The organism is Halomonas sp. SSL-5 (genome assembly GCF_030708455.1).
Taxonomy (GTDB): Bacteria; Pseudomonadota; Gammaproteobacteria; order Pseudomonadales; family Halomonadaceae; genus Halomonas.
Genome location: NZ_JAUYWF010000003.1, coordinates 17,648 through 39,996, shown reverse-complemented (window position 1 = coordinate 39,996; position 22,349 = coordinate 17,648). Strand labels below are relative to the sequence as shown.

Below are 22,349 nucleotides of genomic sequence, written 5' to 3'. Positions count from 1 at the left end.
TCCTCAGGGGTCGGCGGGCGGCACCTTGCTGCCCGGAGGCGGTGGAAAGCGTTCGACATCGGCACACCAGGGCTGATGGCGTTGCGCCACCGGCAGCGTGGCCAGCGCGGGCTGCCAACGGGCCACGTAGTCACCCTCGGGGTCGTAGCGACGGGCCTGCCAGGGGATGTCGAAGCGATGCCCGCGCCGATCCCGTCCCACGCCGGCCACGTAACGCCAGTTGCCCCAGTTGCTGGCGGCATCGTAATCGATGAGGCAGCGCTCGAACCAGGCCGCGCCGAGGCGCCAGTCGCCACCCAGCTCGAAGACCAGGAAACTCGCCGCATTCTGCCGCGCCCGGTTGGAGAGCCAGCCGGTGGCGGCGAGCTCCGTCATGGCGGCATCGATCAGCGGCACCCCCGTGCGCCCGCGGCACCAGCGACGGAAGGCGTCGTCGGCCGGCGGCAGCCGCCGGCGGCCATACAGCGCCGCCCCCTCCTGGCGCGCGGCCCAGTGGAAGTAGTCGCGCCACAGCAGCTCGACGATCACCCATTCGCTGGAGTCATTGGCCCCGTGGGTCGCCTCCCAGGCGCGTACCGCGTCGTGAACCTGGCGCGGCGAGAGGCAGCCGTGGGCCAGCCAGGGGGCGAGGCGGGTGGAGAAGTCGGCGCCCATCAGGGCGTTGCGTGTCTGCTTGTAGCTGGCCACGGCGCCGCCCTGCCAGAGATAGTGGTCGAGCCGCGCCAGCCCCTCCGCCTCGCCACCGGCGAAGCGGAAGCCCCCGCGCGCATCGGCCGTCCAGTCGGCGGCCACCGGCGATACCCGATGCAGCGCCGGCAGCCCTCGCGGCGCGCCTTCGGGCCAGGGCGGCAGGGTCACCGGCGCCGGCCAGGACGCCGGCAGCGTGGCGGCGGGCTCCACCCGGCGGCGGAAGGCCGAGAAGCTCGGCGGCAACGCGTCCAGGGGCAACGGCAGCTCGCCCTCGTCGAGTAGCAGGCCGGCATCGGGCTGCCACAGCTCGACACCGGGCCCCAGGCGCTCGGCCAGGCGCGCCACCGCGCCGCTCTCCTCCCAGCCGGCGTCGCGACGCACGCGGACCTGGTCGAAGGCGTGGCGATCGACCAGGCCGGCGACCTCCTCCAGCGGGTCCCCGACACGCACCAGCAGATCGCTGCCGCGACCGAGCAGTTCGCCGCGCAGGGCGATCAGGCTCTCCCAGAGGAAACGCAGCCGCGCGGCGCCGATGCGTGGCCCCAGGCCGGCGCGGTCCTCGAGCCAGGCGTCGTCCAGCACGTAGACGCAGAGCAGCGACTCGGCGGGCGAGGCGAAGCGCAGCAGGGGATTGTCGGCCAGGCGCAGGTCACCGCGCAGCCATACCAGCACACGCCTCACGACGCCGGGCTCCGGCGATGCGCCTCGCGTCGGCAGCGCTCACTGCAGTGGCGGACCTCCTCCCAGCAGCGGGCCCACTTGCGGCGCCAGGCGAAGGGCCGGCCGCAGCTGGCGCAGGGCTTGTGTGGCAGATGTGGCTTGTGGTGCATGACAGGACCCCAAACATGGACATGGGAATATAGTAGTACAGCTTCTGTACAATTTATACTCCCGCCACCCTGGGGTAGCGCGGATGGTTTGCATGGCTCGGGGCCGATCTGGCGACAAGCGCCGGGGACCGACGCAAGCAGGGCCACCCGAAGGTGGCCCCGCACGGCAGGCAGGGGTCGGGAAGCGCTCAGGAGGCGTCGTGCTCTCCGGGCTCGCGGCGCGCGTTGCGCTCGGTCTCCAGGCCGCTCTTGAGCTCGTGGGTCAGGGGGTCATAGTTGGGCCTGAGCTCGTCCTTGAGCGTGCCCTCCCACAGCCGGGAGCCGACGAAGTAGCCGGCACGGCCGATCACATGGGCGGCCACGGGGGCCGTCATCATGATGAACAGGATCACGCCGAAGGCCCGCGCCACCACCGCCACCTGGGCGAAGTGCAGCGCCACCGCCAGCATGATCAGGGTCGCGCCCAGGGTGGCCGCCTTGGTGGTCGCATGCATGCGGGTCAGCAGGTCGGGCAGGCGCACCACGCCCAGCGCCGCCAGCAGCATGAACAGCGCCCCGACCAGGATCAGCCCCTCCTTGAGGATCTCAGTCATCTCGCGGCCCTCCCCGCTCCAGGAAACGCGCGAAGCCGATGGCGGCCATGAAGGCCATCAGCGCCATGACGATGGCCACGTCGAGCAGGCTGGCCACGTCGGTGGCGATGGCCACCACCCCGATGATGCCGACCAGGATCGACGAGAAGAGCTCCAGGGCCACCACCCGGTCGGGCAGGCTCGGACCACGAAACAGGCGCACGAAGGTCAGGCACAGCGCCAGCGCCATCAGCACCAGGCTCAGCAGGATCAGGGGCGACATCGGCGCACTCCTCCGCGATTCGGCATGAACATCAATGGAACAGCTCCAGGGCACGGCGCTCCAGCTCCGCCAGGTTGCGGCGCAGCTCTGCCTCGTCGTCCAGGAACATGGCATGGATATAGAGCACCCGGCGATCGTCGGAGACATCCAGGCTCAGGGTGCCCGGGGTCAACGAGATCAGGTTGGCCACGAAGGCGATCTCGAACTCGCTGCGCGCCTGGAGCGGCATGGCGATCACCCCGGGCTTCATGTACCAGGGCGGGGTGACGATATCGAAGGCCACCTTGAGGTTGGCCATCACCAGCTCCTTGAGGAAGAAGCCGATAAACGCCACCAGCCGCGGCAGGCGCTGGGCATAGCCGGAAAGCGCCGGCACCTGGGGCTGGATCAGCGCCAGCACCAGGTAGCCGAAGACCAGCCCGGCGAGCAGGTTGAGGCCGCTGAAATCGCCGGTGAGCACCACCCAGGCGCCGCCCAGCAGCAGGTTCCAGGCCGCACCGATCATGGCATCACCTCCCCCTGCGCCCCCAGCACCGCCCGGATATAGGCCTGCGGGTCGAGCAGCTGGGCGGCCGAGGCCTCGGCCAGGGCATGGATCGGCGCCGGATAGAGGCCGATGAACAGGGTACAAAGCCCCAGGCCCACCACCGGGGCGGCCATCAGCCACAGCTCGCGCTGGCGTACCTCGGGGTAGGGGTCGACGTCACCCTCGGGCGGCGTCGACTTCCAGAACACCTCGGACCAGATCTTGATCATCGAATAGAGGGTCAGCAGGCCCACCAGCAGGGCGATGGCGGTGACCCCGTAGGCCTCGGCCTCGATGCCGGCACGGATCACGATGAACTTGGCCAGGAACCCCGACAGCGGCGGGATGCCGGCCAGCGACAGGGCCGGAATCAGGAACAGCACGGCAAGCCAGGGGTGGCTGCGATAGAAGCCACCCAGGCGCTTGAGCTGGTAGCTGCCGCCCAGGCGGTGGACGATGCCGCTGACCAGGAACAGGTTCGTCTTCACGATGATGTGATGCATGATGTAGAAGACCCCGCCAACGATCGCCAGGGGCGTAAACAGCGCCAGGCCGAGGATCATGTAGCCGATCTGGCTGACGATATGGAACGACAGGATGCGCCGGAACTCGAACTGGGCCGCCGCGCCCAGCACCCCGGAGAGCATGGTCAGCCCCGCGCCCCACAGCAGGATCTCGTGGGTGTAGCCCGGGCTGTGGTGGAAGATCAGCGTGAAGACGCGGAACAGCGCGTAGACCCCGACCTTGGTGAGCAGCCCCGCGAACAGCGCCGACACCGCCACCGGCGGGGTGTGGTAGGAGGCCGGCAGCCAGAAGAACAGCGGGAAGGCCGCCGCCTTGATGCCGAAGGCGACCATGAACATCATCGCCAGGGCATCCACCATGCCCTGCTCCTCCACCGTGGCCAGGCGCCTGGCGATATCGGCCATGTTGAGGGTGCCCACCATGCCGTAGAGCAGCCCCACGGCGATCAGGAAGATCACCGAGGAGAGCAGGTTCAGGGTCACGTACTTGATCGCCCCCTCCATCTGCGCCTTCTCGCTGCCCAGTATCAGCAGCGCGAAGGAGGCGACCAGCATCACCTCGAACCACACATAGAGATTGAAGATATCGCCGGTGAGGAAGGCGCCGGCCACCCCGGCCAGCAGCAGGTGCATCAGCGGAAAGTAGCCATAGGCCTCGTGGCCACGGCCGGCGGTGGCCAGGGAGTAGATCGCCACGGCGAAGCCGATGATGCCGGTGAGCACCACCATGATGGCGCCCAGCAGGTCGGCCACCAGGCTGATGCCGAAGGGCGCGGCCCAGTTACCCATGTGCATCACCAGGATGCCCTCGCGGTTCACCGAGGCGAGCAGCCATAGGGCGGTGATCAGCAGCCCGGCGGTGCCGCCCACGGCGACCAGCCGCTGCATCAGGCGCGAGCGCCAGAACACCAGCGACACGGCCCCCGCCATCAGCGAAATGAGGATGGGCAGCGCGATCTCGGGGTTCACGTGTCGGTATCCTTCATCTTGTCCAGGTCATCGGCACGCACGATCTCCCAGGCGCGGCGCACCAGCACCACGGCGAACGACAGCACGCCGAAGGCGATGACGATGGCGGTGAGCACCAGCGCCTGGGGCAGCGGGTCGGCCACCGCCCCCTCGGGCGCGGTGAGCCCCTCGGGCACCAGCGGCGGTGCCCCGCGGGTCAGGCCGGCGGTCGCGAAGATCAGCAGGTTGGCGGCGTTGGAGAGCAGCATCAGCCCGATCACCAGCTTGACGATGGAGCGGCGCAGCATCATGTAGATGGCGGCGGCGAACAGGATGCCGATGGCGACGGCCATCAAGGGTTCCATGGGATCTCCTCAGCGTTCGTCGTCGGCCTGGTCGGTCTTGACCAGGGCGGTGATGGCAGTGAGCACCGAGCCCAGCACCACCAGGTAGACCCCGATATCGAAGATCAGCGGCGTCGAGGCCTTGAAGCCGATGACCGGGAGGGTCCACCACTGGGCGGTAAAGAAGGGCTCTCCATGCCACCAGGCGGGCAGCGTCGAGGCCACCCCCAGCAGCAGCCCCATGCCCACCAGGTCGCGGGGCGAGACCTTGAGCATCGCCCCCAGGGCGCGCCACCCGTAGGCGAACAGGTAGAGCGCAAAGCCCCCCGCCGCCACCAGCCCGGCGATGAAGCCACCTCCCGGCTCATCATGGCCGCGCAGCAGCAGGAACAGCGAGAACATCAGCTGCAGCGGCAGCAGCAGCCGCGCCGCCACATTGAGAATCAGCGTGCCCGATCTAACCATCGTCGCCCCTCCGTGTCCGCGAGGCGCTCCTGGCCTCATACTCCTCGGCGTGGAAGCGCAGCATGGCATAGACCCCGATGGCCGCCAGCGCCAGCACGAACATCTCGCCCAGGGTGTCCAGGGCGCGGAAGTCCACCAGGATGACGTTGACGATATTGTGGCCGTGTCCCAGCGGCTGGCTGTTCTCCACCAGGTAGTCGGAGATGCGCGGCAGTCGCTCACCGGCGAGCACCGAGAGCATCAGCAGGGTGATCAGGCCACCGGACAGCCCCGCCACGACCAGGTCGCGCAACCGCTCGACGGGGGTGGAGAGGGTGGCGAAGCGCGGCAGGCGAAACAGCACCAGCACCAGCAGGATCACCGTCAGGGTCTCCACCAGCAGCTGGGTGATGGCCAGGTCCGGCGCGCTGAACAGCACGAAGGTCAGGGCGATGGAGTAGCCCATCACCCCCACCGCCGCCACCGCCGCCAGGCGCGAGCGCATCACGCAGGCGGCGACCGCCCCGGCGACCATGAGTCCCGCCACCATCGCCTCGTGGAGGTAGAGATCCAGCGCGAAGGAGAGGACCGGCGTGTGGCGCACCAGCAGGGCGTGCCCCACCAGGCCCAGCAGCACCAGCAGGGTCATCACCAGGTAGTTGCGGATATAGCCGTTCTGCAGGAAGCGGGTCTGCCACTCGGCGACACGCACAAGCCCCCTCATCAGGGCCTCGTACCCGGCCTCGGGGCCGCGGGCCATCAGCGGCTCGAGGCGCGCCAGCCACGAGCGCAGGCGATCCCAGCGGCGGAACACCAGCGTCCCCAGCGCGAGGCTGGCCAGCGACAGCACAAGCGGCAGGTTGAGGCCATGCCACAGCGCCAGGTGCACCTCGGCCGACCCCGCCCCGATGCCCGCCACGGTGGCCCCCACCAGCGAGTCGAGGAGCCCCGGCGCCAGACCGAACGCAAGCGACAGGGCGGCCAGCAGGGCGGGACCAACGAGCATGCCGCCGGAAGGCTCATGGGGTGCCTTGGGCGTCTCCCGCAGCGGGCCGAAGAAGGGGCGGATGGCGACGATGGCCGCCACCGCCAGGGTCAGGAAGGCGGCGAGGAAGGCCAGCGGCAGGATCACCGCACGGTAGTCCGTTGCGCCCAGCACCGACTCCAGCATCAACTCCTTGCCGATGAAGCCCAGCAGCGGTGGCAGCCCCGCCAGCGATAGCGCCGCGATCGCCGCCACCAGGGCGGTGCGCGGCATGGCGTGGCGCAGCCCGCCCATGGCGGTGACATCCTTGGTGCCGGTCTCGTGGTCGAGGATGCCGGCCACCATGAACAGCGCCCCCTTGTAGAGGGAGTGGCCGAGCAGGAAGACCACGAAGGCGGTGAGCGCGGCCTCGGTTCCGATACCCAACAGCAGGGTCAGGGTACCCAGCGCCATCACCGTGGAGTAGGCCAGCAGCTTCTTGACGTTGGTGTGCTGGATCGCCAGGAAGGCGCCGCTGGCCATGGTCAGCGCCCCCACCAGAGACAGGGTGACCACCCAAGGCTCGGTACCGCCCAGCGCCGGATGCAGCCGCGCCAGCAGGTAGATGCCCGCCTTGACCATGGTCGCCGAGTGCAGGTAGGCCGAGACCGGGGTCGGCGCCGCCATGGCATTGGGCAGCCAGAAGTGGAAGGGGAACTGGGCCGACTTGGTGAAGGCGCCGAGCAGCACGCAGACCAGCAGCGGGGCGTAGAGCGCATGCGCCTTGAGCTGATCTCCCCGGGCATTGAGCTCGGCCAGCGACCAGCTGTCGCCGGCCAGGGCCAGCATGACGAAGCCGGCGAGCAGCGCCAGCCCGCCCCCCACGGTGACGAAGAGCCCCTGCTGGGCCGACTTGCGGGCGGCGAGGTCGGTGTGGTGGAAGCCGATCAGCAGGTAGGAGGTGATGCTGGTCAGCTCCCAGAACACGAACAGGGTGACCAGGTTGTCGGCCAGCACCAGGCCGAGCATCGACATCATGAAGGCGGTGATCACCACCAGGAAGCGCGGCAGATCGCGATGGCCGCGGAGGTACTCCCCGGAGTAGATCAGCACCAGGCTGCCGATCACCGAGATCAGCATGGCGAAGAGCCACGCCAGGCCGTCGATCATGAAGGTGAGGGTGATATCGAGGCCCGGCACCCAGGCCCACTCCAGCCACAGCGTCTCGCCGGCGACGATGGTGGGCCACTGGCCGATCAGCCAGGCGGCGATGGCCGCGGGCAGCAGCGCCATCACGCTTGCCGTGCGCGCGGCGAACCAGCGGTGCAGCAGCGGCGCCAGGGCCGCCAACAGGAACCCTCCCAGCACGGCGAGTTGCATCCGGCGCCCTCCCGTCGGTCGATCGGATCACCTTAGCCACACAAGGTGTTGAAACACAAGGGTGGGGCGTGAAACAACGCTTTGCGTTAGGATAAACGGCATACCGCCGTGGACGGGCCAGCGCCCCAGGGACGGGATGCGACCCGGTGTCGCTTGCATCCTCCGGCCCAGCAGGCAACCTGCGCCCTCCCCCTCACTTCTCACTCGCAGGATGAGCGACCGATGACATTGCTGTGGATAGCCCTGCTGCCGCTGGTGGGCATGCTGGTGCCGATGGTCACTGCCGGCCGCGGACGACGCCTCTGCTCGCTGGCCACCGCCGTACTCCCGGTTCTGGCCCTGCTGCTGATGCTGGCACAACTGCCGGCACTCTCCGCCGGCGAGGCGCTGCGCTTCTCCGTTGCCTGGATACCCAGCCTGGGGCTCGACCTGGCCTTCCGCCTGGATGGCCTGTCGCTGCTCTTCAACCTGCTGATCCTGGGGATCGGGTTGCTGATCCTGCTCTATGCCCACTACTACCTGTCGCCGGAGGAGCCCTTCGGGCGCTTCTACGCCTACCTGATCCTGTTCATGGCCTCCATGGTCGGCATCGTGATGTCCGACAACCTGATCCTGCTGTGGCTCTACTGGGAACTGACCAGCCTCTCCTCCTTCCTGCTGATCGGCTTCTGGTCCCACCGCAGCGACGCCCGCAAGGGCGCCCGCATGGCGCTGACCGTGACCGGCGCCGGTGGCCTGGCGCTGCTCGCCGGCCTGCTGCTGCTGGGCGACATGGTGGGCAGCTACGCCATGGACGACGTCCTGGCCGGCGGCGAGGCGATACTCGCCGACCCGCGCTACCCGATCATGCTGGCGCTGGTGCTGCTGGGTGCCTTCACCAAGTCGGCCCAGTTCCCCTTCCAGTTCTGGCTGCCCCATGCCATGGCCGCGCCGACCCCGGTCTCCGCCTACCTGCACTCGGCGACCATGGTCAAGGCGGGCATCTTCCTGATGGCACGCCTGCACCCGGCCATCGCCGGCAGCGAACTGTGGTCGGCGGTGGTATCCCTGGTGGGCATGGCCACCATGCTCTACGGCGCCTGGTTCGCCCTGGTCAAGACCGACCTCAAGGGCATCCTGGCCTTCTCCACGGTCAGCCACCTGGGCCTGATCACGGTGCTGCTGGGCATCGGCAGCCCCATGGCGGTGCTCGCGGCGCTGTTCCATATCCTCAACCACGCCACCTTCAAGGCGGCGCTGTTCATGAGCGCCGGGATCATCGACCACGAGACCGGCACCCGGGAGCTCGGCCGCCTGGGTGGCCTGAAGAAGGCCATGCCGGTCACCGCGCTGCTGACCAGCGTGGCGGGGGCGGCCATGGCCGGGGTGCCGCTGCTCAACGGCTTCATCTCCAAGGAGATGTTCTTCACCGAGACCCTGGAGACGCCGGTGCTGGCCGGACTCAGCTGGGTGCTGCCGGTACTCGCCGCCCTGGGCGGCATCCTCTCGGTGGCCTATTCGCTGCGCCTGGTTCACGCGGTCTTCTTCAAGCCCGCCAAGGAGGGGCCGCCGAAGGCGCCCCACGAGCCGCCGTGGCTGATGCGCGCGCCGGTGGAGCTGCTGGTGGCGCTCTGCGTGATCCTGGGCCTGGCACCGGTGCTCGCCGAGGGACTGCTGGGCCTGGCCGTGGAGGCGGTGCTGGGCGAACCCCTGGCGTTCCACCTGGCCATCTGGCACGGCCTGAACCTGCCGCTGGCGATGAGCGCCATTGCCCTCGTCGCCGGCGTCATCGCCTACTGGCGACACGCCGACCTGCGCCACTTCCACCGCGGCTTCGGCCCGGTGGATGCCCGCCTGGTGTTCGAGGCGGCGCTGCAGCGCCTGGCGCGCTGGTCCGAACGCAGCCTGGCACGCTTCGACGGTGGCTCCCTGCAGCGCTACATGACCTGGCTGCTGTTCGCCTCGCTGCTGATGGGCGGGCTGGGCCTTTCGCGCATGAGCGGGCTGACCGGCGCGCTGGGCAACCAGCCCATCGACGGCGTGGTCCTGCTGGGCGCCGCCCTGCTGGTGTTCGGTGGCATCGCCACCGCGGTGACCCACCGCTTTCGCCTGATCTCGCTGATCATGCTCTCGGTGGTGGGCCTGGTGGTCTCGCTGACGTTCGCCCGCTTCTCGGCACCGGATCTGGCGCTGACCCAGCTGTCGGTCGAGGTGGTGACCATGATCCTGCTGATGCTGGCGCTGTTCTTCCTGCCCCAGAAGACCCCTACCGAGTCCTCCAACCGGCGCAACCTGCGTGACGTGGTGCTGGCCGGCAGCCTGGGACTGGTGGTGGCGAGCCTCAACTATGCGGTGCTGACCCGCGGCAACACTCCCATCTCCGGCTTCTTCCTGGAAAACAGCGTGCCCGGCGGTGGCGGTCACAACGTGGTCAACGTCATCCTGGTGGACTTCCGCGGCTTCGATACCCTGGGCGAGATCACCGTGCTGGCCCTGGCGGGGCTGGCGATCTTCAAGCTGCTCAACCGCCTGCGGGTATTCATGCCCCACAGCGACGGCGAGGGCCGCGTGTGGTCGCCGGATCGCTACCCGGCGATCCTCACCTCCATCTCCATGGCGCTGCTGCCGCTGGCACTGCTGGTCTCCGCCTTCATCTTCCTGCGCGGCCACAACCAGCCCGGTGGCGGCTTCATCGCCGGCCTGATCACCGCGGTGGCACTGATCCTGCTCTATATGGCCCGCGGCGTGGAGTGGGCCCAGCAGCGGCTCGACTTCCCCTACCAGCCGGTGGCCATCGCCGGGGTGGGCGTCGCCACCCTGACCGGCCTGGGCAGCTGGCTGTTCGGCTACCCCTTCCTGACCTCCTCGTTCGGCTACTTCTCGCTGCCGCTGGTCGGCAAGTTCGAGCTGGCCACCGCCATGCTCTTCGATCTCGGTGTCTATCTCGCCGTGGTCGGTGCGACCCTGATGATCCTGGCCAACCTGGGCAAGGTGACCACGCCTCACCGCCCGGCCAAGGAACCCAGCAGCGCAAGCGCACCGTCACCCGACAGTTCCAAGGAGTCCTCCTGATGGAAAGCCTCTACGCCATCACCACCGGCGTGCTCACCGCCTGCGGGCTCTATCTGACCCTGCGTTCGCGGACCTTCCCCGTGGTGGTGGGCCTGACCCTGCTCTCCTACGCGGTGAACCTCTTCCTGTTCTCCATGGGCGGCCTGACCACCGACGGTGCGGCGCTGGTCGACGGGGCGGGCGACTACGCCGACCCGCTGCCCCAGGCGCTGGTATTGACCGCCATCGTGATCGGCTTCGCCATGACCGCCTTCGTGGTGATCCTCGCCATGCGCGCGCGCAGCGAGGCGGGCAACGACCATGTCGACGGCCGCAAGCATGAAGCCGGGGAGGGACGTCGATGATCTCCCACCTGATCGTGCTGCCGGTGGTACTGCCGCTGGTGGCGGGCATCCTGCTGCTGTTCCAGCGCCAGGGCAGCGTGCGCGTGAAGCGCCTGATCGGTGTCGGTGCCACCCTCGCCCTGCTGCTGGTGGGCATCGCCCTGGTGGCCCGCGCCGCCGGCGGCGAGGTGACCTACTATGCGCTGGGCGACTGGCAGCCGCCCTTCGGCATCGTGCTGGTGCTCGACCGGCTCTCGGCCCTCATGGTGCTGCTCACCGCGATGCTGGCGGTAGGCGCCGTGGTGTTCGCCTGCGCCGGCGATGACGAGCGCGGCAGCAACTTCCACGGCCTCTTCCAGTGGCAGCTGATGGGCATCAACGGGGCCTTCCTGACCGGAGACCTGTTCAACCTCTTCGTGTTCTTCGAGGTCCTGCTGCTCGCCTCCTATGCCCTGCTGCTGCATGGCGGCGGCAAGAAGCGGATCATGTCCGGGGTCCACTACGTGGTGCTCAACCTGGCCGGGTCATCGCTGTTCCTGATCAGCGTGGGCATCCTGTATGGCGCCACCGGCACCCTCAACATGGCCGACATGGCCACCCGACTGGCCACGCTGCCCGCCGAGCGCGAGGGGCTGGTGGTGGCCGGTGGGCTGATGCTGCTGGTGGTGTTCGGCCTCAAGGCCGCCATCCTGCCGCTCTACTTCTGGCTGCCCAAGGCCTATGCCGCGGCACCGGCGCCGGTGGCGGCGCTGTTCGCGATCATGACCAAGGTGGGCATCTACGCCATCCTGCGGGTCTACTCGCTGGTATTCGGCGAGGCCGCCGGCCCGCTGGCCGACCTGGAACAGGGTTGGGTGTGGTGGCTGTCGCTGGGCACCCTGGTGGCCGCCGCGATCGGCGTCCTGGCCGCCCGGGACCTGCGCCTGCTGGTGGCTTACCTGGTGCTGGTCTCGGTGGGCACCCTGCTGGCGGGGATCGGCATCGGCACCCCGGCGGCGGTCTCCGCCCTGCTCTACTATCTGATCCACACCACCCTGATCACCGGCGGGCTGTTCCTGCTCGCCGAGATGATCGGCGCCCAGCGCGGCCAGGCCGGCACCCGCCTGGTCAAGGGGCGTCCGCTGCGCCAGGGGGGCTGGCTGGCCGTGCTGTTCTTCGCCGGCGCCATCGCCGTGGCCGGCATGCCACCGCTCTCCGGCGCCATCGGCAAGGCGCTGCTGCTGGCCGCCGCCGAGGGCGCGGAGCGCGCCTGGCTGTGGCCGATCCTGCTGCTCTCGGGGCTTGCCGCCATCATCGCCCTCTCCCGTGCCGGATCCACGCTGTTCTGGCGCAGTACCGGCGAGGCCGATGGCCAGCGCCTGGCGCATCGCCAGTGGTTCGGCGTTGCCTGGCTGATCGGTGCCGCCCCGCTGCTGGTGGTCCTGGCCGGGCCGCTGGTCGACTACACCGACGCCACGGCCGAACAGCTGGCGAGTCCCGAGTCGCTGACCCGGACGCTATTGAACACCGAGGGAGACGCCCCATGATCAAGCCTCGCGCCTGGTTGCCCACCCCGCTGCTGTCGATCCTGCTGCTGATCGTCTGGCTGCTGATGGTGCGCAGCATCGCCTTCGGCCATCTCCTGCTGGGCGGCATCCTGGCGGTGGTGATCCCGCTGGCGACCCACCGTTTCTGGGACGCCCAGCCCCATGTGCAGAAGCCCGGCCTGCTGCTGCGCTTCGTGCTGCGCGTACTCGGCGATATCGTGATCGCCAACGTCCAGGTCGCCTGGCTGATCATCAACCCCTGGCGGCGGCTGCGGCCCCACTTCGTGGAGTACCCGCTGATGCTGGAGGACCGTTTCACCATCACCCTGCTGGCCAACACCATCAGCCTGACGCCCGGCACGGTGTCGGCCAACCTGCGCCTGGATGGCAAGTCGCTGCTGATCCACGCCCTCGACGTGGAGGATGATGACGCACTGATCGAGACCATCCGCGAGCGTTACGAACGGCCGCTGAAGGAGATCTACGAATGCTAGAGATCGCGCTCTTTACCTGCCTGGCCCTGGTGGTGGCGGCACTGGGGCTGAACGTCTACCGGCTGACCATCGGCCCGGACATGCCCGACCGCCTGCTGGCGCTGGATACCATGTACATCAACTCCATCGCACTGATCGGGCTGCTGGGGCTATGGCTCAACACCAAGACCTACTTCGAGTCGGCGCTGCTGATCGCCATGCTCGGCTTCATCAGCACCGTGGCGGTATGCAAGTACCTGCTGCGCGGCGATATCATCGAATAGGAGGCTCCCATGACGCTGCACCTGCTCCTCGAGGGCGTGATCGCCTTCCTCCTCATCGCCGGCGGTGCCTTCATCTTCATCGGCTCCCTGGGCATGGCCCACCTGCGCGACTTCTACATGCGCCTGCACGGCCCCACCAAGGCCACCACACTGGGGATCGGCTGCATGCTGGTCGCCTCGATGCTCTACTTCTGGGGCACCGAGGGCAAGCCCGACATCCAGGAGATGCTGATCACCCTGTTCCTGTTCATCACCGCCCCGGTCAGCGCCCACCTGCTGGCCAAGACCGGCCTGCACCTGAAGCTCAAGCATGCGGACAAGACCCTCGGCACCCCCGTGGAGCTGCGTCCCGAGGAGGTCGGCGAGAAGCCGGTGCCGCACCCGGACCGTGGCCACGACTGAATCGGGTAGGGGCCGGGGTTACCCCCAGCGCCCTCCCACACCACCGGGCATACGGTTCCGTACCACGGCGGTTCACGAAGAACGACTAAGTCCTCTTGACCGTATCGAGTACCGAGATCAGGCCCAGTCGCTCGAACCACTTCCGCGGCAGGGCCTGATTCATGTGCGAGGCACCGGCGTTCCACCAGGGGCCTCGCCCGTTTCCCGCTGACTTCCACGCCCGTTGGTCGTCCAGACCCAGCGCCAGTAGCTTGCGGCGCCGGATCCATGGGCGCTTCCACTGCCGCCAGATCACGCAACGCAGTCGACGACGTACCCAACCATCCAGCGCTTCCAGCGGGCGCTCTACGTCGACGAGGGAGAAGTAGTTGGCCCAGCCCCGCAGGACCGGGGTCAACTCTTCGATAACGCGCCGTATGTTGCGCCCCCTGCCACGCTTGAGGATCTCGCGGACACGCTGCATCAGGCGCTGCAGGCTGGCCTTGGCCAGCGTCAGCTTCGGCCGCTTGTGCCGGGTCAGCGTGTAGCCCAGGTACCCGCGGTTCCAGGGCCGGTCCACCGCACTCTTGTCGCGATTGACCGTCAGCCGGAGCGAGCTCTCGAGAAAATCACTCAGGCTGGTCATGACGCGTTCACCCGCTCGCCGACTCCTGACATACACCTGCATGTCGTCGGCGTAGCGGCAGAAGCGGTGGCCGCGACGCTCCAGTTCCTTGTCCACGTCATCCAGCAGGATGTTCGCCAGCAGCGGACTCAGCGGTCCGCCTTGGGGCGTCCCCTGTCGGCGTGGCGCGGCCAGGCCGTCCTGGAACATCCCGGCTTCCAGATAGCGACGGATCAGGCGCAACACGCGCTTGTCGCGGATGCGGCGCGCGACCCGCGCCATCAGCAGGTCGTGATTCACTCGGTCGAAGAAGGCTTTCAGGTCGAGGTCGACCACCCAACGGTGGCCGGCAGCAACGTGGCCCTTCATCGCCGAGACGGCCTGCTGGGCGCTGCGTCTGGGGCGGTAGCCGTAGCTCGATGCGGAGAACCCCGGATCAAAGATCGGCGTCAGCACCTGCAGCAACGCCTGCTGGATCAACCGGTCGGTAACCGTAGGGATGCCGAGCTGTCGCGTCCCGCCCTTGGGCTTGGGGATCTCGACGGCCCGGATCGGGCTGGGGTGGTACTCACTGGCCAACAGCCGCTCGCGCAGCGTCGGCCAGTGCTGTTTCAGGTGATCGGCCAACTGGTCCGCCGGCATGCCATCGGCACCCGGGGCCCCCTTGTTGGCCATCACCCGACGGTAAGCCCGCTCCATGTTGGCCTTCTCTACCACGGCCTCCATGAGCGGGGCGGACTCCGCTTTCGTCCACGATGACGACGCCGGGATCGTCTCGACGCCCACCGGCCGGGACTCGGGGTACTGTCCCTGCCCCTCTGGGTGGGTGGCGGTATCAGCGCCACTTTCTGTCTTCACGATCGATCCTCGAGACGTCATCGTCTACTCGCGGTTCTTCATGTTCGGCCCTTGGTGCCGCGGTGATCCGGCACTTACTATGGCCTCTGCTGACGTCTGATGGCCCATCCCGTCGCCTCTCGACGCCGGTAGCACCGTGGCAGACCACCAGACCTCCCAGGGTAAGACGCGCGACCTTCCCGCTTATGCCTGTCGGATATACGTCATGGCGTTCCGTGCAAGTACTGGGCTTTGATGAGTATGGCCATCTCACCCCGCCATGCCGCCTCGTATCCGCTTCCTGTTCGTCAGGCCAGCGTTTTGCCTCGGGCTTCCTTCAGATTCTCCCTCGCGGGAGACACCCTTGCCGTCGGCTAGCACTTCCCCTTGCCGGGCGTGCAGGGGACTTTCACCCCCGAGTCATCCCGAGGCACCACCCTCGGGAACAGCGCCAGTCAGGCGCTGCGCGCCATGCCTGGCGCACCACACAACGGGCCCGCCATTGGCGGACCCGTTGTCGTGGAGGCCTGGTAAGCGCCAGCCTGGAAGCCCCCTCCGAGGGAGACTCCCCGCGCGGCTAGACCCAGCCGCCCAGCTCGTTCTCGATGATGGCAAGCAACGCGGCGATATGGTCGTCGCGGTCGTTGAGGCAGGGCACGTAGGTGAAGGTCTCGCCGCCGGCCTCGAGGAAGGCGTCACGGATCTCCTCCTGGATCTCCTCCAGGGTCTCCACGCAGTCGGAGGAGAAGGCCGGCGACACCACCGCGATGTGTTTCTTGCCCTGGCGCGCCAGCTCGGCGACATGTTCCACGGTGGCCGGCCCCACCCACTCCTCGGGGCCGAACTGGGACTGGAAGGCGGTCTGGATCGCGTCCTTCTCCCAGCCAAGCCGCTCGCGCAGCAGACGCGTGGTCTTCTGGCACTGGCAGTGGTAGGGGTCGCCCTCCAGCAGGTAGCGCTTGGGCACGCCGTGATAGGAGGCCACCAGCACCTCCGGCGGCGTCTCGGCGGCGTCATACGCCTCGCGCACCGAGTTGGCCAGGGCGTCCAGATAAGCGGGATGCTCGAAGTAGGCCGGCACGGTGCGGATCGCCGGCTGCCACTTGAGCTCCATCAGGGTGCGAAAGGCGTGGTCGTTGGCGGTGGCGGTGGTCGGCGAGGCATACTGGGGATAGAGCGGGAAGAACAGGATCCGCTCGCAACCCGCCGCCTGCAGGCGCTTGAGCACGCTGTCGGTGGAGGGGTTGCCGTAGCGCATGGCGAAGTCGACCATCACCCGGTCGCCGTAGCGCGCCTCGATCCCCTCGGCCACCTTGCGGGTCTGGTCCCGGGTGATGGTCAACAGCGGACTCTCGTCCTTCTCGGTGTTCCAGATGCCACGATAGGCCTCGCCGGACTTGAAGGGGCGACGCGCCAGGATGATCAGCTGCAGCAGCGGCTGCCACTTCCAGTTCGGGTAGTCCACCACCCGCTTGTCGGAGAGGAACTCGCTCAGGTAACGGCGCATGGACCAGTAGTCGGTGGCATCCGGGGTGCCCAGGTTGACCAGCACCACCCCGACCCGGGCGCGAGGAATCGGCGGATGGTCATCCGGCGCATGGGCCAGGCGGCCGCTGCCGGGGCGCTCCATGTCGGGGTTGGCCGAATCCTGGGTCGCGGTGGTCATGGGCTGGCTCCTTGGTCAATGCGCGCGGTTGGTGATAAGGCGGCTAGTGTATCAGGCCCCTCGCCGCGGCGGCGATCAGGTTGTACTATCAGGCATATTTGTACAACTCGAGGTCAAGCCATGTCCCGCCCCCTGGTGCTGGTGCTCGGCGACCAGCTCAGCCTGGCACTTCCCAGCCTCCACGACCTGACCGACGACGCCGTGGTGGCGCTGTGCGAGGTGGCAGGCGAAGGGCGCTATGTGCCCCACCATCCACAGAAGATCGCCCTGGTCCTCTCCGCCATGCGCCACTTCGCCGCGGCGCTGCGAAGCCGCGGCTACCGGATGCACTACAGTGCCCTGGACGACCCCGACAACGCCCAGACGCTGGTGGCCGAGGCCGAGCGGCTGGCCGCGCTCTACGCCTGCGACGAGATCCGGGTCGTGCGCCCCGGGGAGTGGCGGCTGTGGCAGGCGATGCGCGAACGTGAACACGCCGCCCTGCCCTGGCGGCTCCTCGAGGACGACCGCTTCTATACCACCCCGGACGACTTTGCCGCCTGGTCGAGCGGCCGCAAGTCGCTGCGCCTGGAGTACTTCTATCGCGAGCAGCGCCGGCGCAGCGGCCTGCTGATGGAAGGCGACGCCCCGGCCGGCGGCCGCTGGAACCTCGACCACGACAACCGCGAGCCGCTGCCGGCCGGGGTCTCGTCACCCGAGCCGCCCCGCCACCGCCAGGACGCCACCACCCGCGAGGTGGTCGCGCTGGTGGCGGAACACTTCGGAGAGCACTTCGGCCGCCTCGAGGGGTTCCACTGGCCGGTGACGCGGCGCCAGGCGCTGGCCGACCTGCGCCACTTCATCGCGCATCTGCTCCCCGACTTCGGCCGCTACCAGGATGCCATCAGCGATCGCGAGCCCTTCCTGTTCCATTCTCGGCTCGCGGCGGCCCTCAACCTGGGGCTGCTCTCCCCACGGGAGGTGTGCGAGGCGGTGGAGCGCGAGTATCACGAGGGGCGCGCGCCGCTCAACTCGGTGGAGGGCTTCATCCGTCAGATCCTGGGCTGGCGGGAGTATGTTCGCGGGCTCTACTGGACGCGCATGCCGGACTACAAGCGCGGCAACGCCCTGGCCGCGCACCAGGCGCTGCCCGCCTGCTACTGGAGCGGGGAGACCGAGCTGCGCTGCCTGAGGCGCGCCATCGAGATGACCCGCGACAACGCCTATGCCCACCATATCCAGCGGCTGATGGTGACCGGCAACGTGGCGCTGCTCTGCGACGTGTCGCCGGAGGCACTGTGCGACTGGTACCTGGCGGTCTACGCCGACGCCTGCGAGTGGGTGGAGCTACCCAACGTGCTGGGCATGGTGCTGCATGCCGACGGCGGCCTGATGGGTTCCAAGCCCTACTGCGCCTCGGGCAAGTATATCGATCGCATGTCGGACCACTGCCGCCACTGCCGCTTCGACCCGAAGCAGGTCACCGGGGACGACGCCTGCCCGCTCAACAGCCTCTACTGGCGCTTCCTGGAGCGCCACTCCGAGCGGCTCGAGGCCAATCCGCGCATGAAGCTGATCTATGGCTCGCTACGACGCATGAGCGACGAGAAGCGCGCGGCCATCCGCGGCCAGGCCGACGCCTTCCTGGCGACGCTGCCGCGCAGCTCGGCCTGGCGCCAGGCGGGAGGCGTTGAGGAACGACACCGCCACCTCGCCGGCTATCGCGGCGAGCCCCCCCAGGAGCAGAGACCATGAGCCGCCGCGATGCCCTAGACGCTACCCCGCCGGTCACCCTCTACCACGACGGTCACTGCCCGCTGTGCCGGCGGGAGGTGGCATGGCTGGCGCGACATCCGCGCCGGGCGCGCGTGGCACTGGTGGATATCCAGGCGCCGGACTTCGACGCCGCGGCGCTGGGCCGGACCTTCGAGGCGATGATGGGCAGGCTGCACCTGCAGGACGCCAGGGGACGCTGGTATATCGGCATGGACGCCAGCCGCGCGCTCTACGCCGTGCTCGGCTATCGACGGCTGGTGTGGATGAGCAGCCTGCCCGGGCTGGCGGGGGTGATGGATGCGGGGTATCGATGGTTTGCCCGCCGCCGGGTGCACCTGGGGCGCTGGCTGGAGGGGCGGCGGTGAGTCGCCATGCCGGGAGGCGATCGACGAGCGTGGGGCCGGCCGAGGAGGCCGATGCAAATCTCAGAAGACCAGCGGCATGCGTGAGGTCAGCGGGTCCTGATAGTGGGCGGCGCGGCCGATCACCTCGTCGTGAGGCACCTGCTGCACGAGGTAGGCACGGTGAATGCCCGCTCGCTTGAGCTCCAGGTAGACGTCGTCCAGCGCGCGGAACAGCACCGGCTTGCCCTGGCGGGTCAGCATATGACGCTGCCCCTCGATATCTTCCAGCTCTACCTGATAGAAGCGACTGCCGGCATGGCCGATGACGCGGATCTCGTAGTTGTCATGATGGGCCGCGAAGGCCTTGAGGTCGTGAAATTCCATGGATCCCTCCAGGGTGTCTTGTAGTTGCAGTTCCCCTCAGCCTGGCGCCAGGGGATGACGCCATGGTGACAACTGCATGTCAAAACTGTGACCCTGGTGCCCTGTGAGGGTTCCACAAGCTATTGATAGTCGGAGGGATCGATCGCCTTGCCCAGGGAGTTGCGGTCGACCCACTTGCCGGCCTTGGTCTCCTTGTAGCGGAACACCACCCGATCACCGACCGCCACCGGCAACTCGGCGTCCTCGGTCTGGTAGCTGTAGGTCTCGCCCTCCACCACCAGCTGGTAGCGGTAGAGGTCGGGCATGCCCAGCCACTCCTTGAACGGGCCTTCACGCTCCACGGACTGGAGCTCGCCGCGCGCCTCCAGCTTGGGGGTGCGGCGCCGATTGCCGCGCTGAAATCCGCCTGCCATGCTGCCTCCTTCCTGTACTCGTTCGAGGGGTGGGCATTATACGGGGCCCTGGCCCCGGCTCAACCCGCGGTGCTTGCGCTCACTCGCCGAAGCCGTCGCCATAGCTGTCGGGCGCCAGGTCCTCGAAGCGGGTATAGCGGCCGATGAAGGCCATATGTACCGTGCCGATGGGGCCATTACGCTGCTTGCCGATGATCAGCTCGGCCAGCCCCTGATTGTCGGGGTTGTCGGGATTATAGACCTCGTCGCGATAGACGAAGGCGATCACGTCAGCATCCTGCTCGATGGCCCCGGAGTTGTGGGTGACGATACCGTCGGCTAGCCAGCAGGCATTGCCGGGCACCGTCAGGTCGAAGACCTCCTCTTCCCCCACGGCCACGATCTCGACGATACGGTCCCAGAAGAGATCGTCCTCCAGGCGGGACTTCAGTGCCTCGTCATCCAGCAGCTCGGCGTAACTTGCCAGGGTCGTGCGCGAAGGAGCGAAACTGAAGTGCGAGCTGCCGCCATAAGACGTCCCTCGCAGTCGCGCCATCTCTCGCTGACTGACGCCGCGCTCGGCCATCAAGGCCTTGACCTCCTGGAAGGCCTCACGGGGCAAGGTGTCAACATTGGGCCTGGGAATGACGTCGGCAAACCGAGCCAGCAGTTCATCGGCGCGAGACCTCTGCTCACCGAAGGCGCCGACGCGCTCCAGGAAACAGCGCTGCTGCTCGACCCCCGAGATATCCGCAGTGAACCAGCCCTCACCGCCCCTTGCCACGATATGCTTGACCCTGGTCTGAATGCCGAAGCGGAGCAGCAGTGCCGCCACATCATCGACCAGGCGGCGGCTGGCGGTGCTGAAATAGATACGCCCACGCCCACGCTCACTCAGGGTGATGCTGCCATCGGTCGCCCACAGGTGACGCAGGAAGAGCGCCAGCTGATCATCACCGAGGCGGAAGATACCTTCGGGCAGGTGTTTCTCCCGGGAGCGCTGGCCGAAGATGCCCAGCGCCTTGAGCCACTTTCCCACCCCCGCCGGATGCCAGCGATTGCCGTTGCCAGCAATCACCAGCTGGTGCCAGCTGCCACGCCCGGGGTGGCGGCTGACTCGGGAGCCAAGCGCTTCGGCGGCTTCCGTCACTGCTCGACTGTTGGCCTCGCTGGCGGTGGTATAACGCAGCGGCTGACCTGAGACATAGCTGCCATCCCCCACCAGATGGGCCAGCAGGATCAATGCCTCGTCATCCCAGCGCTCGGGGGACGCAGGCGCCGGCAGATGGCTGGCCAGGGCCAAGCGGTCCCCCTCCCCCAGCTCCGACAGCTTCTTCCAGCCCCCCCAGGCCCGCAGCCGATGCTCGGCGGTGCAACGCAGAACCCGACCACTGGCCAGGCGCACCCGCCACACGGGGCGGCGCCCCATCGACCACACCTTGTCGCTGACCGCCGGTTCCAGGCGTCCGGCGGCATTGACCGACCACAGCCGCGGCGTCTGCCCCACCAACTCCGCGATGGGACGGCGGGTGCCGTCGGCCAGCATAACTAGGGTGTCACCGGTTACGCACTCACGCAGGTCCGACATCACCGGGCGCTTGTTGGGTCGCTGCTCGAGGGAACGGTTGAGCTGGGAGAGCGCCACCACCGGGCAGCCGAACTCCTTGGCCAGCCCCTTGAGCGAGCGTGAGATCTCGGAGATCTCGCCGGTGCGGTTCTCGGAGAAGCCGGGGATCTGCATCAGCTGCAGATAGTCGATCATCACCAGCCCGACGTTGCCGTGCTCGCGCACCAGGCGCCGGATCCGCGAGCGCATCTCGTTGGGCGACAGCGCCGCGGTGTCATCGATGAACAGCTGCTTGTCCTTGAGCAGGTTCACCGCCGAGGTCAGCCGTGGCCAGTCCTCGTCCTCCAGCTGGCCGGTACGCACCCGGGTCTGGTCGATGCGTCCCAGCGACGACAGCATGCGCAGCATCAGGGCATCGGCGGGCATCTCCATGGAGAACACCATCACCGGCTTCTCGCTGGAGATTACCGCATGTTCGACGACGTTCATCGCGAAGGTGGTCTTGCCCATGGAGGGCCTCCCGGCGATGATCACCAGGTCCGAGGGTTGCAGACCCGAGGTCATCTCGTCCAGGTCGCGGAAACCGGTGGAGAGGCCGGTCATCTCCCCCTTCATGTTGAACAGCTCGTCGATGCGGTCCACCGCCTTGGCGAGCAGTTCACTCATGCCGATGGGGCCACCCGACTTGGGGCGCTCCTCGCTGATCTGGAATACCAGCCGCTCGGCCTCGTCGACCAGTTCATCCGCCGGTCGCCCTTGGGGGCTGAAGGCGCCATCGGCGATCTGGCTGGCGGCGCGGATCAGCTTGCGCAAGGTGGCGCGCTCGCGGACGATATCGGCGTAGGCGCGAATATTGCTGGCGGAGGGGGTATTGCGAGCCAGTTCGGCGAGCGTAGCCAGGCCGCCCACGGTATCCAGCTGGTCGCGTCCCTCCAGCGCCTCGGAGAGGGTCACCACGTCCAGCGGCCGCGCCGACTCGGCCAGCGCCGCCATGACGTTGAAGATCAACCGGTGTTCATAGCGATAGAAGTCGTCGGCCACCAGGCGGTCGGCGACGTTGTCCCAGGCCTGGTTGTCGAGCATCAGTCCGCCCAGCACCGACTGCTCCGCCTCCAGCGAGTGGGGCGGCACCTTGAGGGCGGCGGTTTCCTGGTCGTGCTCGAGCATCTCTGACATGGCGATGGTCCACCCTGGGCATTGCGGGGTCGCCATTCTACCCCAGACAGACACAATAAA

Annotated in this window: 22 protein-coding genes; 8 read left to right on the top strand and 14 right to left on the bottom strand. The window is 68.0% G+C overall.

Annotation, left to right across the window (positions count from 1 at the left end; translation table 11 throughout):
* Positions 1-3: 3 nt before the first annotated feature.
* From RAN53_RS03815 to RAN53_RS03775, 9 genes are all read right to left on the bottom strand, one after another.
* Positions 4-1,371 (bottom strand): DASH family cryptochrome, encoded by a 1,368-nt coding sequence (locus tag RAN53_RS03815; RefSeq protein ID WP_305795491.1) that lies wholly within the window; start codon positions 1,369-1,371, stop codon positions 4-6.
* Positions 1,368-1,520, bottom strand: coding sequence for a DUF2256 domain-containing protein (locus tag RAN53_RS03810; RefSeq protein ID WP_305795490.1), 153 nt, complete (start codon positions 1,518-1,520; stop codon positions 1,368-1,370). Before RAN53_RS03810 ends, RAN53_RS03815 begins: the two co-directional genes overlap by 4 nt.
* 188 nt (positions 1,521-1,708) lie before the next feature.
* Entirely contained in the window at positions 1,709-2,113 is a 405-nt protein-coding gene (gene mnhG, locus RAN53_RS03805; protein WP_305795489.1) for a monovalent cation/H(+) antiporter subunit G, read from the bottom strand.
* Positions 2,106-2,375 (bottom strand): monovalent cation/H+ antiporter complex subunit F, encoded by a 270-nt coding sequence (locus tag RAN53_RS03800; protein WP_161431274.1) that lies wholly within the window; start codon positions 2,373-2,375, stop codon positions 2,106-2,108. The genes mnhG and RAN53_RS03800 overlap by 8 nt, the downstream gene beginning before the upstream one ends.
* Positions 2,376-2,406: 31 nt before the next feature.
* Positions 2,407-2,880, bottom strand: a complete 474-nt coding sequence (locus RAN53_RS03795) for a Na+/H+ antiporter subunit E (RefSeq protein ID WP_305795488.1) — start codon at positions 2,878-2,880, stop codon at positions 2,407-2,409.
* Entirely contained in the window at positions 2,877-4,394 is a 1,518-nt protein-coding gene (locus RAN53_RS03790) for a Na+/H+ antiporter subunit D (protein WP_305795487.1), read from the bottom strand. Before RAN53_RS03790 ends, RAN53_RS03795 begins: the two co-directional genes overlap by 4 nt.
* Positions 4,391-4,738 carry a Na+/H+ antiporter subunit C gene (locus tag RAN53_RS03785; RefSeq protein WP_305795486.1) on the bottom strand — a complete coding sequence of 116 codons (348 nt, stop codon included), beginning with the start codon at positions 4,736-4,738 and terminating at the stop codon, positions 4,391-4,393. The genes RAN53_RS03790 and RAN53_RS03785 overlap by 4 nt, the downstream gene beginning before the upstream one ends.
* A 9-nt stretch (positions 4,739-4,747) precedes the next feature.
* Positions 4,748-5,182: a Na+/H+ antiporter subunit B gene (locus RAN53_RS03780; RefSeq protein ID WP_305795485.1), complete on the bottom strand. Its 435-nt coding sequence runs from the start codon at positions 5,180-5,182 to the stop codon at positions 4,748-4,750.
* Positions 5,175-7,505, bottom strand: coding sequence for a putative monovalent cation/H+ antiporter subunit A (locus RAN53_RS03775; RefSeq protein ID WP_305795484.1), 2,331 nt, complete (start codon positions 7,503-7,505; stop codon positions 5,175-5,177). Before RAN53_RS03775 ends, RAN53_RS03780 begins: the two co-directional genes overlap by 8 nt.
* Positions 7,506-7,727: 222 nt before the next feature.
* Here RAN53_RS03775 and RAN53_RS03770 point away from each other — a divergent pair, with 222 nt between their 5' ends.
* Genes RAN53_RS03770 through RAN53_RS03745 form a run of 6 tightly spaced genes read left to right on the top strand, consistent with a single transcriptional unit; the run spans position 7,728 to position 13,564 of the window.
* The gene (locus RAN53_RS03770; RefSeq protein ID WP_305795483.1) at positions 7,728-10,556 is read left to right on the top strand and encodes a monovalent cation/H+ antiporter subunit A; all 2,829 of its coding nucleotides are present in this window, start codon (positions 7,728-7,730) and stop codon (positions 10,554-10,556) included.
* Positions 10,556-10,900: a Na+/H+ antiporter subunit C gene (locus RAN53_RS03765; RefSeq protein WP_305795482.1), complete on the top strand. Its 345-nt coding sequence runs from the start codon at positions 10,556-10,558 to the stop codon at positions 10,898-10,900. Before RAN53_RS03770 ends, RAN53_RS03765 begins: the two co-directional genes overlap by 1 nt.
* On the top strand, positions 10,897-12,405 hold the full coding sequence (locus tag RAN53_RS03760) for a monovalent cation/H+ antiporter subunit D (RefSeq protein ID WP_305795481.1): 1,509 nt from the start codon (positions 10,897-10,899) through the stop codon (positions 12,403-12,405). Before RAN53_RS03765 ends, RAN53_RS03760 begins: the two co-directional genes overlap by 4 nt.
* The gene (locus RAN53_RS03755; RefSeq protein WP_305795480.1) at positions 12,402-12,899 is read left to right on the top strand and encodes a Na+/H+ antiporter subunit E; all 498 of its coding nucleotides are present in this window, start codon (positions 12,402-12,404) and stop codon (positions 12,897-12,899) included. Before RAN53_RS03760 ends, RAN53_RS03755 begins: the two co-directional genes overlap by 4 nt.
* The gene (locus tag RAN53_RS03750; RefSeq protein ID WP_305795479.1) at positions 12,893-13,162 is read left to right on the top strand and encodes a K+/H+ antiporter subunit F; all 270 of its coding nucleotides are present in this window, start codon (positions 12,893-12,895) and stop codon (positions 13,160-13,162) included. The genes RAN53_RS03755 and RAN53_RS03750 overlap by 7 nt, the downstream gene beginning before the upstream one ends.
* A gap of 9 nt (positions 13,163-13,171) precedes the next feature.
* Positions 13,172-13,564: a Na+/H+ antiporter subunit G gene (locus tag RAN53_RS03745; RefSeq protein ID WP_305795478.1), complete on the top strand. Its 393-nt coding sequence runs from the start codon at positions 13,172-13,174 to the stop codon at positions 13,562-13,564.
* An 85-nt stretch (positions 13,565-13,649) separates the two neighbouring features.
* On the opposite strand, the gene ltrA is transcribed toward RAN53_RS03745, so the two are convergent.
* Positions 13,650-15,026 (bottom strand): group II intron reverse transcriptase/maturase, encoded by a 1,377-nt coding sequence (gene ltrA, locus RAN53_RS03740; RefSeq protein ID WP_305795477.1) that lies wholly within the window; start codon positions 15,024-15,026, stop codon positions 13,650-13,652.
* 556 nt (positions 15,027-15,582) lie between these two features.
* Positions 15,583-16,671: a ferrochelatase gene (hemH, locus tag RAN53_RS03735; RefSeq protein WP_305795476.1), complete on the bottom strand. Its 1,089-nt coding sequence runs from the start codon at positions 16,669-16,671 to the stop codon at positions 15,583-15,585.
* A gap of 120 nt (positions 16,672-16,791) precedes the next feature.
* Here hemH and RAN53_RS03730 point away from each other — a divergent pair, with 120 nt between their 5' ends.
* Together RAN53_RS03730 and RAN53_RS03725 are read left to right on the top strand one after the other, a co-directional pair.
* Entirely contained in the window at positions 16,792-18,405 is a 1,614-nt protein-coding gene (locus tag RAN53_RS03730; protein WP_305795475.1) for a cryptochrome/photolyase family protein, read from the top strand.
* Entirely contained in the window at positions 18,402-18,791 is a 390-nt protein-coding gene (locus RAN53_RS03725) for a thiol-disulfide oxidoreductase DCC family protein (protein WP_305795474.1), read from the top strand. Before RAN53_RS03730 ends, RAN53_RS03725 begins: the two co-directional genes overlap by 4 nt.
* A gap of 60 nt (positions 18,792-18,851) precedes the next feature.
* On the opposite strand, the gene RAN53_RS03720 is transcribed toward RAN53_RS03725, so the two are convergent.
* From RAN53_RS03720 to RAN53_RS03710, 3 genes are all read right to left on the bottom strand, one after another.
* Positions 18,852-19,154, bottom strand: a complete 303-nt coding sequence (locus tag RAN53_RS03720; RefSeq protein ID WP_305795473.1) for a DUF6482 family protein — start codon at positions 19,152-19,154, stop codon at positions 18,852-18,854.
* Between the two features lie 119 nt (positions 19,155-19,273).
* A complete protein-coding gene (locus RAN53_RS03715; RefSeq protein WP_305795472.1) occupies positions 19,274-19,567 on the bottom strand; it encodes a hypothetical protein in 294 nt (97 codons plus the stop codon).
* 79 nt (positions 19,568-19,646) lie between these two features.
* On the bottom strand, positions 19,647-22,280 hold the full coding sequence (locus RAN53_RS03710; RefSeq protein WP_321169815.1) for a replicative DNA helicase: 2,634 nt from the start codon (positions 22,278-22,280) through the stop codon (positions 19,647-19,649).
* Positions 22,281-22,349 lie beyond the last annotated feature (69 nt).

Bases quoted from the DNA above. Each gene is read 5' to 3' on its own strand.
- RAN53_RS03775 (WP_305795484.1), bottom strand. From the start codon at position 7,505: ATGCAACTCGCCGTGCTGGGAGGGTTCCTGTTGGCGGCCCTGGCGCCG.
- RAN53_RS03750 (WP_305795479.1), top strand. From the start codon at position 12,893: ATGCTAGAGATCGCGCTCTTTACCTGCCTGGCCCTGGTGGTGGCGGCA.
- RAN53_RS03760 (WP_305795481.1), top strand. From the start codon at position 10,897: ATGATCTCCCACCTGATCGTGCTGCCGGTGGTACTGCCGCTGGTGGCG.
- RAN53_RS03725 (WP_305795474.1), top strand. From the start codon at position 18,402: ATGAGCCGCCGCGATGCCCTAGACGCTACCCCGCCGGTCACCCTCTAC.
- RAN53_RS03780 (WP_305795485.1), bottom strand. From the start codon at position 5,182: ATGGTTAGATCGGGCACGCTGATTCTCAATGTGGCGGCGCGGCTGCTG.
- RAN53_RS03770 (WP_305795483.1), top strand. From the start codon at position 7,728: ATGACATTGCTGTGGATAGCCCTGCTGCCGCTGGTGGGCATGCTGGTG.
- RAN53_RS03765 (WP_305795482.1), top strand. From the start codon at position 10,556: ATGGAAAGCCTCTACGCCATCACCACCGGCGTGCTCACCGCCTGCGGG.
- RAN53_RS03755 (WP_305795480.1), top strand. From the start codon at position 12,402: ATGATCAAGCCTCGCGCCTGGTTGCCCACCCCGCTGCTGTCGATCCTG.
- hemH (WP_305795476.1), bottom strand. From the start codon at position 16,671: ATGACCACCGCGACCCAGGATTCGGCCAACCCCGACATGGAGCGCCCC.
- RAN53_RS03810 (WP_305795490.1), bottom strand. From the start codon at position 1,520: ATGCACCACAAGCCACATCTGCCACACAAGCCCTGCGCCAGCTGCGGC.
- RAN53_RS03800 (WP_161431274.1), bottom strand. From the start codon at position 2,375: ATGTCGCCCCTGATCCTGCTGAGCCTGGTGCTGATGGCGCTGGCGCTG.
- RAN53_RS03785 (WP_305795486.1), bottom strand. From the start codon at position 4,738: ATGGAACCCTTGATGGCCGTCGCCATCGGCATCCTGTTCGCCGCCGCC.
- RAN53_RS03745 (WP_305795478.1), top strand. From the start codon at position 13,172: ATGACGCTGCACCTGCTCCTCGAGGGCGTGATCGCCTTCCTCCTCATC.
- RAN53_RS03795 (WP_305795488.1), bottom strand. From the start codon at position 2,880: ATGATCGGTGCGGCCTGGAACCTGCTGCTGGGCGGCGCCTGGGTGGTG.
- RAN53_RS03715 (WP_305795472.1), bottom strand. From the start codon at position 19,567: ATGGCAGGCGGATTTCAGCGCGGCAATCGGCGCCGCACCCCCAAGCTG.
- mnhG (WP_305795489.1), bottom strand. From the start codon at position 2,113: ATGACTGAGATCCTCAAGGAGGGGCTGATCCTGGTCGGGGCGCTGTTC.
- RAN53_RS03710 (WP_321169815.1), bottom strand. From the start codon at position 22,280: ATGCTCGAGCACGACCAGGAAACCGCCGCCCTCAAGGTGCCGCCCCAC.
- RAN53_RS03720 (WP_305795473.1), bottom strand. From the start codon at position 19,154: ATGGAATTTCACGACCTCAAGGCCTTCGCGGCCCATCATGACAACTAC.
- RAN53_RS03730 (WP_305795475.1), top strand. From the start codon at position 16,792: ATGTCCCGCCCCCTGGTGCTGGTGCTCGGCGACCAGCTCAGCCTGGCA.